Consider the following 12,925-nt stretch of genomic DNA (forward strand, 5'->3'; position numbering starts at 1 on the left):
GCCGGCAGGCAAGGAAAAAGGCGACCATCAAAGGGTCGCCTTTATTTCAAAAACCGAAGCCCCGCTGCGCGGGCCGCGCCGCTCAGGCGCGCACGTCCAGATTCTGTCCCAGGTGGGCCGGATTGGAAGCCTGGATCTGCTGGGCGGACTGCTCCGCGCCCTGCAGCAGCGTCAGCGTCGATTGCGCGTCGGCCTGCATGGCTTTTTTCAATGCGAACACCTGAGTGCCGCCGCTGACATTTTGCGCGCTGACTTGACTTACCGCGTCCATACCCCCACCTCCTCAAAATGCTGCAAAGTGCATCACAATCTGCAGTGTAGCGCCATGCCGGCCAGCGGCATAGCAAAACTGTTAGAATGTGATTGAATTCCCACCTTTTCGACGACAGGAAAACACACATGAGCGCACCCCGTCACAGCCCTCTGCTGATTCTTGGCTCCGGCCCGGCCGGCTACACCGCCGCCGTCTACGCCGCGCGCGCCAACCTGAAGCCGGTCGTGATCACCGGCTTGGCCCAAGGCGGCCAGCTGATGACCACCACCGACGTGGACAACTGGCCCGCCGACGCGGAAGGCGTGCAGGGTCCGGAATTGATGCAGCGCTTCCAGCAGCACGCCGAGCGCTTCGGCACTGAAATCCTGTTCGACCACATCCACACCACCCATCTGAGCGAGAAGCCGATCCGCCTGGTGGGCGACGCCGGCGAATACACCTGCGACGCGCTGATCATCGCCACCGGCGCCTCCGCCCAATACCTGGGCCTGCCGTCGGAAGAGGCCTTCGCCGGCAAGGGCGTGTCCGCCTGCGCCACCTGCGACGGCTTCTTCTACCGCAACCAGGACGTGGCGGTGGTGGGCGGCGGCAACACCGCGGTCGAAGAGGCGCTGTACCTGGCCAATATCGCCAGGCACGTCACCCTGATCCACCGCCGCGACACCTTCCGCGCCGAGAAGATCCTGGTCGACAAGCTGATGAGCCGCGTCGCCGAAGGCAAGATCAGCCTGAAGCTGAACGCCACGCTGGACGAAGTGCTGGGCGACGACAGCGGCGTGACCGGCGTGCGCGTCAAACTGAACGACGGCGGCAGCGAAAACCTGGCGCTGACCGGCGTGTTCATCGCCATCGGCCACAAGCCCAACACCGACATCTTCAAAGGCCAGCTGGAAATGGACAGCACCGGCTACCTGATCACCAAGGGCGGCCGCGACGGCAACGCCACCCTCACCAGCATCGACGGCGTGTTCGCCGCCGGCGACGTGCAGGACCACATCTACCGCCAGGCCGTGACCAGCGCCGCCTCCGGCTGCCAGGCCGCCCTGGACGCCGAGCGCTACCTCGACAGCCTGAAGTAAGCGCCGGAAGTCCTGCATCATGAAGACCTTCAAGGACACTCTGAAGGGACTTCGCCAGACGCTGCGCCAGGCCGCCCCGCCGCGGGCGGCCGCGCCGCAGCCCGCAGTGCCCGAGGAAGCGGATTTTCGCCAGTCGGTCGGCGACGTCAAACCGCTGAAGCCGGACGGCCGGCACCACCCTCAGCCTCCCAAGCCCAGTCCCCGCCCGCGCAAGCCCAGCCAGGGCCCGGCGCTGCACGCGGCCGCCTGCCAGGAAATCCTGCAGCACCAGATAGGCTGGTTCGAACCCGCGCACCAGGCGCAGCAATACGCCCGCCCCGGCATGCCCGCCGCCACGCTGAAGCGGCTGCGCCAGGGCAACTGGCCGGTGTGCGCGCAGCTGGACCTGCACGGCTACACCCGCCACCAGGCGCAGGACGCGCTGGCGCTGTTCATCCACCGCGCCCGCCACCGCGGGCAGTGCGTGAAGGTGATACACGGCAAGGGTTTTGGCTCGCCGCAAGGCGAGCCGGTGCTGAAGAAGCTGGTGCGCAGCTGGCTGCAGCACCATCCGGACGTGCTGGCCTTTTGCGAGGCGGAAACCGGCGGCGCCGCCGGCTCGCTGCTGGTGCTTTTGCGCCGCCCTCCGGCCGGAGAGCCCCGCGACGAAGGATAACGTGACAACCGCAATGATAATCCGCTAAGCTCAAAACAAGGCGGACCCCTGCACACTACCAGGAGTTATGCATGACAGGCACACCCTGCCCCGACTTCACCCTGCCCGGCACCGCCGGCGCCGATTTTCAGCTCTCCTCCAGCCGCAAGCCGCTGGTGATCTACTTCTACCCCAAGGACAACACGCCCGGCTGCACCAATGAAAGCATGGCTTTCCGCGACCTCCATCCGGAATTCGCCGCGCTGGGCGCCGAAATCGTCGGCATCTCCCGCGACAGCCTGAAATCCCACCAGAACTTCAAGGCCAAGCTGGAGCTGCCGTTCGAGCTGCTGTCCGATTCCGAGGAAACCGCCTGCTCGCTGTTCGGCGTCATCAAGATGAAGAACATGTACGGCAAGCAGGTGCGCGGCATCGAACGCAGCACCTTCGTGATCGACGCCTCAGGCAAGGTGTCGCGCGAATGGCGCGGCGTGAAAGTGCCCGGTCACGCAGAGGAGGTGCTGGCGTACGTCAAGACGCTGAAGTAGCAAGCGATACCCGCCCGGCCAGCCGGCCGGGCCAGAACATGAACAAGGGGACCACATCATGGCCGGCCGCAAAAAGACCACCGCGTGCAAGCTGTTCGTACTGGACACCAACGTACTCTTGCACGACCCCACCTGTCTGTACCGCTTCGAAGAACACGATGTGTTCATCCCCATCATCACGCTGGAAGAGCTGGACACCCACAAGAAGGGCATGTCCGAAGTGGCGCGCAACGCCCGCCAGGCCAGCCGCTTCCTGGACGACATCATCAGCGGCAACGAGCTGAACATCTCCGAGGGCATCCCCCTCAAGCACGCCAGCCGCGACGCCGCCAGCGGCAAGCTGATCCTGCAGACCCAGGCCATCAACGGCACCCTGCCCTCGTCGCTGCCCATGGGCAAGGCCGACAACCAGATCCTCGGCATCGTGATGGCGCTGAAGAGCCACTACCAGGGCCGCGCCGTCATCCTGGTGTCCAAGGACATCAATATGCGCATCAAGGCCCGCGCGCTGGGCCTGGAGGCGGAAGACTACTTCAACGACAAGGTGCTGGAAGACACCGACGTGCTGTACACCGGCACCCGCGAGATCGACCAGACTTTCTGGGAGCGCAACAGCAAGGACATCAAGTCCTGGCAGGACCACGGCCGCAGCTACTACCAGCTGTCCGGCTCGGACTGCGCCAACCTGTACGTGAACCAGCTGCTGTGGCAGGAAGGCGAAAAGCCTTTCCAGGCGCGGGTGATCAAGGTGGAAGGCAAGACCGCGGTGCTGGAGACGCTGAAGGACTACAGCCACAACAAGAACAACGTCTGGGGCATCACCGCGCGCAACCGCGAGCAGAACTTCGCGCTGAACATGCTGATGGACCCCAATGTCGACTTCATCACCCTGTTGGGCCAGGCCGGCACCGGCAAGACGCTGCTGACGCTGGCGGCGGGGCTGGCGATGACGTTGGAGCAGAAGATCTACAGCGAGATCATCATGACCCGCGTCACCGTGCCTGTGGGCGAGGACATCGGCTTCCTGCCCGGCACCGAGGAGGAAAAGATGGCGCCGTGGATGGGCGCGCTGGAGGACAACCTTGACGTGCTGAACAAGAGCGACGACGACGGCGGCGATTGGGGCCGCGCCGCCACCCGCGACCTGATCCGCAGCCGCATCAAGGTGAAGAGCCTGAACTTCATGCGCGGCCGCACCTTCCTCAACAAATACCTGATCATCGACGAGGCGCAGAACCTGACGCCCAAGCAGATGAAAACGCTGATCACCCGCGCCGGCCCCGGCACCAAGGTGGTCTGCCTGGGCAACGTCAGCCAGATCGACACCCCCTATCTGACCGAGGGCAGTTCCGGCCTGACCTACGTGGTGGACCGCTTCAAAGGCTGGGACCACTCCGCCCACATCACGCTGCAGCGCGGCGAGCGCTCGCGCCTGGCCGACTACGCCGGCGAAGTCTTGTAAACCTTGCGGCCCCGGCGCGCGGCCAGCCGTGCCCGGCATGAAAAACGGCGCCAGCCTCAGGCTTGGCGCCGTTTTCTCGGCGGCTACAAATCCTCCCGCTCCCGCAGGCCGCGCAGATAGCCCAGCAGACACAGCACCGCCACGCCCAGCACCAGCAGGTCCAGCGCGAACCACTTCTTGGCGTCGCGCATGCTCTCGCTACGCGACATCAGCTCCGCGGCCTGCGCCAACCGCTCCACGCCGTCGCGCGGCTCAGGGGGCGCGGCGCGCGCCGCGGCGTTCTCCACGCAGACCACGCAGGGCCGCGGCGGCGCCGGCTCGCTTTCCAGCTCATGCCAACTCGCCGCCAGCACCGCGGCGCAAAACACGCAAAACAACAACAAAAACCTGATCATCCCCATCCGGCGCGCCCGCGCGCGCCGACCTCATCCGCCCAGCACAAAAACAATCGCCGCCGGGCATGGGCCCCTGCGGCGATTTCCGGCTGGCGGCCACGCGCCAACCGATCACTCCCTGCAACGGTTTGCAGTTTTTAACAATCGCGCGCTCCGGTCAATCAATCGACCAAGCGCAGGACAATCCCGCGTCATCCGCGCCACAAACATGCCAAACAGTTAGAATTTTCTTTGTGCGCGCTGGTCAGCGCCTGCCCCGCCCCGTCACCGCATCCGGCCCGTACAGGCTCCACTCGCTGATCAGCAGCATGCCGTCCGCCGTGGCCACCAGCAATTGCTCGGCCTGGGAATAGATCAGGCTGCCCGGCGCGAAATTGTGCGTCTCGGTCCAGCCCTCGGCGCGGTGGACGAAGAAGGTGACGTTGTTGACCACCGCCGCGCACTCGAAATCGCCGAAGGCCCGCACCTGGCGCAGCAGCTCCGCCGTGGTGCGGCTGAAATCCAGCATCCGGTCGTGATCGGTCCACAGCGGCCAGTAGCTGCCGCCCTCGCCCTGCGGCCTGGCGTCGCGCCACAGGCGGTCGAAATCATGCGCCAGCCGGTGGCTCAGCCTATGCAAGGCCAGCTGCAGCTTGATATCCAGCATCTGGTGGCTGTCGGCCTCGCCCAGCGGAAACCGCTCCTGATCCAGGATGTCCCCGGCGTCGAAATCCGGGCCCACCTTGTGGCAGGTGCAGGCCCACTCCCGATGCCCGTCCAGCAGCGCGCGCACCTGCGGATACGGCCCGCGGCCCAGCGGCAGTGGCGAAGGATGGAAATTGACCGCGTACTTCAGGTAGGACGTCCAGTCGGGAATGCGCCAATTGTAGCTGCCCACCAGCAGCGCCTCGCAGCCCTGCTCGGCCAGTTCCGCCAGATCATGCGTCCGCAGCGGCGACAGCTGCAGCGGCAGCTTGCGCTGCTCTGCGAAGGCCACCGACAGCTTGTTGTGGTGCATCCGGTGGTCCACCGGCGTGCAGAACACCTTCAGCGGCTGCCAGCCGGCCTGCAGGAACACGTCCAGCACTGGTTTGAAACGATCGGAAAGCGTAATCGCGAAACGCATGGCATCCACTCGCGGCAAGCGGGCCCTTCCGGCCCGGTGCCTTGGTTATACCATCCGAGCCTCCCGCCTCCGCGGCGATGACACGCAAATTAACAGAAGGCGCCATCCTCTCACACACTCGGAGCGGCGAAGGGCAAAGCAGCTGAGCCCAGGCGCGCCGACGCAGACAGCGCAAGCCGCGCGGCAAGGAGGCGCAACGCAGGACCAGGGGTTTTCTCAGCGACGCTCAGGCCCTCGCCTGCTCCAGCCATTCGCCGAAGACCTCCAGCAGGCGCTGCGCGTCGGCATCCTCGGTATGCGGGCTGAGCAGCAGCATATTGTGGAAGGGCGTGATCAGCAGGCCGCGGTTCAGTAAGTAAAGATGAATATAGCGCTCCAGCTCCTCGTCCTGCCCCGCGCCGGCCTCGCTGCCGTTGCGCGGCGGCCTGGCGGCGAACTGGAACTCGCAGCGCGCGCCCAGCTGCGTCACGCACCAGGGCAAGGCGAAGCGGGCGAACAGCTCGCGCAGGCCCTGCGCCAGCCGGCCGGCGCGCTCCAGCATGATGCGGTAATTGTCATCCGTCATCACCTGGGACAGGTTGGCGCGCATCGCCGCGCAGGCCAGCCGGTTGGCGCTCAGCGTGGTGCCGATGCCGGAATGGCCGGGCGGCGCGGCGCGCTTGGCCTGCTGCGCCCGCGCAGCCAGATCGGCGCTGAAGCCGTAGGCGGCGGCCGGCAAGCCGCCGGCCAATGGTTTGCCCAGCACCAGCATGTCCGGCCGCAAGCCGTGCGCGGCGGTATAGCCGCCCGGGCCGCAGCTGATGGTATGGGTTTCGTCCAGCAGCAACAGGCTGCCGTGGCGGCGGATGATGGCCTGCGCCTGCTCCCAGTAGCCCGGATCGGGCAGCACCATGCCGATATTGGTCATCGCCGGCTCGGCCAGCACGCAGGCGACGCGGCCATCGGCCAGCGCCGCCTCCAGCCCCTCCAGGTCGTTGAACTCCGCCACCCGGGTATGCTCGGTCAGATCGTAGACCTGGCCCAGCAAACTGGCGCGCGGCCTCGCCTCCCCGTCCGCCAGGTCGACGAAGACATCATCCACCGTGCCGTGGTAGCAGCCGTTGAACACCAGGATGCGGTCGCGGCCGGTGACCGCCCGCGCCCAGCGGATGGCGAAGCGGTTGGCGTCGCTGGCCGACAGCGCGAACTGCCACACCGGCAGGCCGAAGCGCCGCGACAGCTCCTCCGCCACCCACAGCGCGTCCTCGCCGGGCAGCATCGCGGTCATGCCGCGTGCCGACTCTAGGGCGATGGCCTGCGCCACCGGCGCCGGCGAGTGGCCAAACATCGCGCCGGTGTCGCCCAGGCAGAAGTCGGCGTAGACATGGCCATCCACATCGGTCAGCCTCGCGTCCCGCGCCTCGGCCAGGAACAGTGAGCGCGGCGTCGGCCAATCGTCCATCCAGTGCAGCGGCACGCCGAACAGCAAATGCCCGCCGGCCCGCTCCGCCAGCGCCAGGGAGCGCGGGCGGCGCGCCAGGAAATCCGCCGTCTCGCGCGCATGCAGCGCGCGCGCCTTGTCCAGATCAATGCCGTGCCGAATCGCCATGCTCGCAGCTCCTGTCGCGCGGGATGCGGCCAGTATGCCAAATTCCGCCGGGCATGATCCACCACGACAAAAGGCCCGGAGGAAAAACGCTCCGGGCCAATGTGCTGCAATGAACGGCTATTCAGCGCAGGGGCAAATGCCCCGACAGCGTGTTGAGCTTGCCTACCGCGCGACGGAAGCGCGCGTGGGCGCGGGATACGGTGGATTCGCTGATGTCCATCTGCTGCGCGGCGAAGTAGCCTGTCATGCCTTCCACCTCCATCAGCCACACCGCCTCGCGCGAACGTTTCTTCATGCCGATCAGGTCGGCCACCACATTGAAATCGTCCAACTTCATCTTATGCCTCCCCATGTAGTCTCGGTTTCCGGCCTGCGCCGGAGAGCAAAACATGTCCTTGCCCTTTCAGCATAGATGCTTGCAGAAAAAATGCAGGTATCGAGCGGTCTGGCTTTGTCATTTTTCGTAGGGCTTACATCGAGGCTAGTTCGTGATGGCGATATATGGCTCAGGCGCGATGCCGGGGGGAGTATCGTCTGGCCGCCATTTTTGAAACATGGAACCGAAGGTACCATCCCGCTTCATTGCAACCAGCATACGCTGCCAAGCGATGACAAATTCTGATGGGGTATCCAGAGAACAAGCGATATAGGACTGGCTTTGGTTAACCAGCATGACCATTTCGACATCGTCCAACCGCGCCTCAGCCTTCACTAGCAGTCTGGGTAAGGTAAATGCAGCTGCAAACATGAGTTTGCCACGGTCGTGCAGCAACATCGCAACCATCGTTTCGGGGGACATGGTTGGTTCAAGGTTGCTAAAACCCAGCTTCTTTAGCAAGTCATGGGTGTACCAACCCTTGGGAACGAGTACGCGATCAACTGCCTTGGCCTCCGCGAGATTGTGTATGCGAAGGCGATTGCTACGCTTGGCATAAAACCCGAACCGTCCGGTGGTAACCGGTCCAATCCATTGGAATTTGTTTTCGCGCTCCGGCGTCCGTGCCATGTCCAGAATACATGTGGTCGGCTCACTTTGCAGCTTTGCAAAGGCTCGTGCCCAAGGCAACATAGTAATGGGGAGTTGCTGTCCGAGACGGTGTTGAATTTCGTGTGCAACCTCGGGATATAACCCGACGATATCCCCTTCCTTGGTAAAGTTGTTAGGCTCCTCTTCGTGGGTCAGCAGTTGAACGGCGTTGGCATTCTCGCCAAGAGCGACCAGCAATGACAAACAGTAGGCAATACGCCACAGGCTACCCATCACCTCTCTCCTTCGAGGAGCTCCGCCTCTTGATTATTATCGATGACAATGAGCTTGCCCGCGCGGCCATTGCTAGCCGCCAGGGTGACCGGAGTTTTGGCAGTCACGTTAGGCGGCTTCGCGCTGTTGTCTTAGCCGCTCGCACAAAGCAAATCCGGTTAGGGTGGTTGTGACGACGCTGCGAATGACCACTTTTCAGCTACTTGTTCGATGCGTCCGATTTCCGCTTAGGGTCGCCAGTACGGGCGTTGCCTGGTTCGTCCGCGAAGACCGACAAGCTGCCGGCGTGGATACCATGATGCATCAGAATCTCGCGCAAGCAAACCGCAAGCCAGCATTGCTGGCCGCTCCCTTGCCGCCACAAGTCACCTAGCCAAGCCGACAAACGATAAAAAAAGAAGCCGGCCTCTGCACGAAGAAAGCCGGCCCGAAGGCGGAGGAGTACGCCGGGGGAAATGTCGTTTTGCCTGGCCGCGCTCAGCGGACCACCGTCTCCACGGCCCAGGCGTTGTTCTTCACCGTGGACAGCGTCACCGGCGCTTTCAACAGATTGCCGTTGGGCGCGAAGGCGAAGTCCGCCGTCACGCCGCTGTAGCGGATGGCGGCCAGCTTGGGCAGGTATTTGGCCGGCTCCACCGAGCCCGCCTGCTTCATGGCCGCGGCCACCAGCATCACGCCGTCGTAGAATTGCGGCCCCAGCAGCACCACGTCCTGATGGAAACGTGCCTTGTAGCGGCGCTCGAACTCTTTGCCCGCCGGGCGGGCGCTCAGCACGCCGCCGGCCACCGCCGAGTAGTGGCCGGCCGCGTCCGCGCCGGCCAGTTGGATGAAGGTGGGGGTGTTGAGCATGTCGCCGCCCATCAGCTTGGCCTTGAGCCCCAACCGCTTCATCTGCTTGACCATGGGCGCGGCCTGGGCGTCGGCGCCGCCGTAGAACACCACGTCCGGATTGACGGCCTTGAGCGAGGTGAGAATGGCGGTGAAGTCGGTGGCCTTGTCGGTGGTGAATTCGCGGCGCGTCACCTTGCCGCCGTTGGCGGCCACCGCCTTGACGAACTCGTCGGCAATGCCCTGGCCGTAGGCGGTGCGGTCGTCGATGGCGACGATGCTCTTGGCCTTCATCATTTTGACGGCGAACTGCCCCAGCGCGCCGCCTATCTGGCTGTCGCTGCCCACCAGGCGGAAGGCGGTTTTGTAGCCTTGCTGGGTATAGGCCGGGTTGGTGGCCACCGACAGCTGCGGAATGCCGACGTCGGAATACAGGCGCGAGGCCGGGATGGACACGCCGGAGTTGAAGTGGCCGATGACGGCTTTCACGCCGGCGTCCACCAGCCGCTGCGCCGCCTGGGTGCCGATGCGCGGGTCGGCCTGGTCGTCCTCGGACACCAGTTCGAACTTGATCTTCTGCCCGCCCACCACCAGGCCCTTGGCGTTGACATCGTCCACCGCCATTTTGGCGGCGTTTTCATTGTCCTTGCCATAGTGGGCCTGCGGGCCGGACAGCGGCGAGGCGAAGCCTATCTTGACCACGGTATCGGCATGGGCCGCCGCCATGGCGAACGGCGCCATCATGCCGCCCAGCGCCACCACCCAGTTCATTTCCGCAAACAGTTTGTTCCAAGCCATGAGATGTCTCCTTTATTGCTGCATTGACCAGGGCAAGCCACCCGGCCCGCCCTGCTACCGCTCCCCCGCAGCGGCCGGTCTGCGCCGGCCTGCCGCGGGTTCAAAAACGAGATAGCCGATACGGCCGCATGTCCAGCGCCGGCGCCCTGCCCTGCAGCATGTCGCGCAGCAGCGCGCCGGTGGTGGCTGCCAGGGTCAGGCCCAAATGGCCGTGGCCGGTGGCGAACCATAACCCTGGCAGCGGCGCAGGGCCGATGATGGGCAGGGTGTCAGGCAGCGACGGGCGGTTGCCCATCCACACCGTCATGTCTTCGGTGGAGAAATCGCCGACGATGCGCCTGGCCTTGTCCAGCAGGATGTGGGCGCGGCGCCAGTCCGGCGGCGCGTCGCGGTGCGCCAGCTCCACCGTGCCGGCCAGGCGCAGGCCGCCATGGGCCATGGGCAGGATGACGAAGCTCTCGCTGGCGCACTGGATGAAGTGGCGCAGCGCCACGCCGGCCTTGGGCAGGTTGACGTGGTAGCCGCGCTCGCTTTCCAGCGGCACGCGGTATCGGTGCTGTTTGACGAAGCGGTCGCTCCACACGCCGCAGGCGATCACCACCGCGTCGGCGCGCAGGCGGCCGCCGCCGGCCGTCTCTACCCCAGTGACGCGGCCGGCTTCCATCGCCGTGGCCAGCGCCTCGTCCCGCACAAAGCGGCCGCCTTCTTGGAGGAAGGCGTCGAACAGGCCGCGGCTGAAAACATAGGGGTCGTCCACATGGGACCAAGCCGGCACCTGGACCGCGTACTGCCATTCCTCGCGCAAGACCGGCTCGCCTTCGCCGAGCGCGTCGCGGCCCAGCGCCAGCCAGCGCACGCCATGGCGGCGCTTGTCGTCCCAGGCCGGCGCGGCGGCGTCGAACTCCTCCCGGCTGCGGTACAGCGTCAGGCTGCCGTGCCGCCGCCACAGATGGCCCAAGCCGGCCCGTTCTATCAGCGCCGCGTAGTCGTCGTTGACCCGGCCCAGCAGCGCGGCCAGCGCCTGCGTCAGCTCGGCCACCCGCTGCGGCCGGCTGGCGGCCAGGAAACGCAGCAGCCAGGGCGCCAGCGTGGGCAGGTAGCGCCAGCGCAGGGCCAGCGGCCCCAGCGGATCCAGCATCCAGCCCGGCACCTTGCGCAGCACGCCGGGTTCGGCCAGCGGAATCACGTCGCTGACGGCGAAGGCGCCGGCATTGCCGTAGCTGGTTTCCATCGCCGGCTCGCCGCGGTCCAGCAGCGCCACCTCGAAACCGGCCAGGCGCAGCTGCAAGGCCGCGGCGATGCCGACCACGCCGGCGCCCACCACGATGACGGCCGCGCCGGGGGCAAGAGCGTCCATGACTCAGCCCTCCCGCCGGCCGTCCAACAGGCGGCGCAGCGCCAGCGGGTTGGCCTGCCGCAATGCCGGCGGCAGCAGCGCGTCCGGGAAGTCCTGGTAGCAGACCGGCCGCAGGAAGCGCCGGATGGCCGCGGTGCCCACCGAGGTGGCGCGCGCGTCCGAGGTGGCCGGGTACGGTCCGCCGTGCACCATGGCCTCGCACACCTCCACGCCGGTGGGCCAGCCGTTCACCAGGATGCGGCCGGCCTTGCGCTCCAGCGTGGGCAGCAGCGCGTGAGCCAGGTCCAGATCGCCGTCGTCCAGCTGCAGCGTGGCGGTGAGCTGCCCTTCCAGCTGCTCGGCAAGCTGGCCAAGCTCCGCCGCGTCCCGGCATGCCACGATCAGGGCGGCGGCGCCGAACACTTCGGCCCGCAGCGCCGGCTTGGCCAGATAGTCGCGCGCCTCGGCCAGCCACAGCTGGGCCTGGCACTGGTTGGTCCCGGTGGCCGGCAGGCCGGCGGCCGCCAGCCGGGCATGGCCGGACAGCGCGTCCACGCCGGCCTGGTAAGCGCGGAAGATGCCGGGCGTCAGCATGGTCTGCGCCGGGCTGCGGCTCAGCACGGCGGCCGCGGCGGCGATGAAGCCATCCAGCGCCGGCCCCTGCAGGGCAACGATCAGGCCGGGATTGGTGCAGAACTGCCCCGCGCCCAGCGTCAGCGAGCCGACAAAGCCCTGCGCCAGCGCCTCGCCGCGCGCCCGCAGCGCCGCCGGCAACAGGAACACCGGATTGGTGGAGCTCATTTCCGCGAACACCGGAATCGGCTCCGGGCGGCTTTGCGCCAGCCGGCACAAGGCCAGCCCGCCGCCGCGCGAGCCGGTGAAGCCCACCGCCTTGACGCGCGGATCGGCCACCAGCGCCTGCCCCGCCTCGCGGCCTTCGCCGAACAGCAGCGCGAACACGCCGGCCGGCAGCCGGCATTTTTCCACCGCCCGCGCGATGGCTCGCCCCGCCAGCTCGCTGGCGCCGGGATGGGCGCTGTGGGCCTTGACGATGACCGGGCAGCCGGCCGCCAGCGCGGAGGCGGTGTCGCCGCCAGCCACCGAAAAGGCCAGGGGGAAATTGCTGGCGCCGAATACCGCCACCGGCCCCAGCGCCACCTGGCGCTGGCGCAGGTCGGCGCGCGGCAGCGGCTGGCGTTGCGGCATGGCCGGGTCCACCCGCGCGTCCAGCCACTCTCCCGCCCGCAGCGTGTGGGCGAACAGCCGCAGCTGGCCGCAGGTGCGGCCGCGCTCGCCCTGCAGACGGGCGCGCGGCAGGCCGGTCTCGGCCATCGCGCGTTCTATCAGCGCATCGCCCAGCGCTTCTATCTCTTCGGCGATGGTTTCGAGCAAGCGCGCCCTGGCCTCCGGCGCGGTTTCGCGGTAGGCGTCAAACGCCTCCCAGGCCAATGCGCAGGCCTGCTCCACCTGTTCGCGGTCCGCGCCGGCATAGCCCGGCTCCAGCGGCTGATCGGTGGATGGGTCCAGCGCCCGTATCATGTTGCGGCGGCCGGCCACAGCCTGCCCGCCGATCAGCATCTTGCCTGTCAGATTCATCATGTTTCCTGCGCGATTGAG

At 66.5% G+C, this 12,925-nt stretch carries 13 protein-coding genes; 4 read left to right on the forward strand and 9 right to left on the reverse strand.

Going from position 1 to position 12,925, the window contains the following annotated elements; translation table 11 throughout:
- Nucleotides 1–82: 82 nt before the first annotated feature.
- Entirely contained in the window at nt 83–271 is a 189-nt protein-coding gene (locus tag CV_RS13765) for a putative motility protein (protein ID WP_011136359.1), read from the reverse strand.
- Between the two features lie 128 nt (nt 272–399).
- On the opposite strand from CV_RS13765, the gene trxB reads away from it, so the two are divergent.
- The 4 genes from trxB to CV_RS13785 all read left to right on the forward strand — a co-directional run bounded on the left by trxB (nt 400) and on the right by CV_RS13785 (nt 3,997).
- Nucleotides 400–1,353 (forward strand): thioredoxin-disulfide reductase, encoded by a 954-nt coding sequence (gene trxB, locus CV_RS13770; RefSeq protein WP_043596327.1) that lies wholly within the window; start codon nt 400–402, stop codon nt 1,351–1,353.
- Between the two features lie 19 nt (nt 1,354–1,372).
- A complete protein-coding gene (locus CV_RS13775) occupies nt 1,373–2,008 on the forward strand; it encodes a Smr/MutS family protein (RefSeq protein WP_011136361.1) in 636 nt (211 codons plus the stop codon).
- Between the two features lie 71 nt (nt 2,009–2,079).
- Nucleotides 2,080–2,535 (forward strand): peroxiredoxin, encoded by a 456-nt coding sequence (locus tag CV_RS13780; RefSeq protein WP_011136362.1) that lies wholly within the window; start codon nt 2,080–2,082, stop codon nt 2,533–2,535.
- A gap of 58 nt (nt 2,536–2,593) precedes the next feature.
- The gene (locus CV_RS13785) at nt 2,594–3,997 is read left to right on the forward strand and encodes a PhoH family protein (RefSeq protein ID WP_011136363.1); all 1,404 of its coding nucleotides are present in this window, start codon (nt 2,594–2,596) and stop codon (nt 3,995–3,997) included.
- A gap of 83 nt (nt 3,998–4,080) precedes the next feature.
- Here the strand turns inward: CV_RS13785 and CV_RS13790 are convergent, their stop codons facing one another.
- The 8 genes from CV_RS13790 to CV_RS13825 form a co-directional block, all read right to left on the reverse strand.
- Entirely contained in the window at nt 4,081–4,392 is a 312-nt protein-coding gene (locus CV_RS13790) for a hypothetical protein (protein ID WP_043596329.1), read from the reverse strand.
- Between the two features lie 244 nt (nt 4,393–4,636).
- Complete coding sequence (locus CV_RS13795; RefSeq protein WP_011136365.1) at nt 4,637–5,497, reverse strand: methionyl-tRNA formyltransferase; 861 nt, start codon at nt 5,495–5,497, stop codon at nt 4,637–4,639.
- A gap of 226 nt (nt 5,498–5,723) precedes the next feature.
- Nucleotides 5,724–7,085, reverse strand: a complete 1,362-nt coding sequence (locus CV_RS13800) for an aspartate aminotransferase family protein (RefSeq protein ID WP_011136366.1) — start codon at nt 7,083–7,085, stop codon at nt 5,724–5,726.
- A gap of 121 nt (nt 7,086–7,206) precedes the next feature.
- Entirely contained in the window at nt 7,207–7,422 is a 216-nt protein-coding gene (locus CV_RS13805; RefSeq protein WP_043596331.1) for a sigma factor-like helix-turn-helix DNA-binding protein, read from the reverse strand.
- Between the two features lie 144 nt (nt 7,423–7,566).
- The gene (locus CV_RS13810; RefSeq protein ID WP_011136368.1) at nt 7,567–8,346 is read right to left on the reverse strand and encodes a substrate-binding periplasmic protein; all 780 of its coding nucleotides are present in this window, start codon (nt 8,344–8,346) and stop codon (nt 7,567–7,569) included.
- Between the two features lie 477 nt (nt 8,347–8,823).
- Entirely contained in the window at nt 8,824–9,972 is a 1,149-nt protein-coding gene (locus tag CV_RS13815; protein WP_011136369.1) for a branched-chain amino acid ABC transporter substrate-binding protein, read from the reverse strand.
- Between the two features lie 100 nt (nt 9,973–10,072).
- Complete coding sequence (locus CV_RS13820) at nt 10,073–11,329, reverse strand: NAD(P)/FAD-dependent oxidoreductase (protein WP_011136370.1); 1,257 nt, start codon at nt 11,327–11,329, stop codon at nt 10,073–10,075.
- A gap of 3 nt (nt 11,330–11,332) precedes the next feature.
- A complete protein-coding gene (locus CV_RS13825; protein WP_227590041.1) occupies nt 11,333–12,907 on the reverse strand; it encodes an aldehyde dehydrogenase (NADP(+)) in 1,575 nt (524 codons plus the stop codon).
- Between the last annotated feature and the right edge of the window lie 18 nt (nt 12,908–12,925).

The organism is Chromobacterium violaceum ATCC 12472 (genome assembly GCF_000007705.1).
GTDB classification, from domain to species: Bacteria; Pseudomonadota; Gammaproteobacteria; order Burkholderiales; family Chromobacteriaceae; genus Chromobacterium; species Chromobacterium violaceum.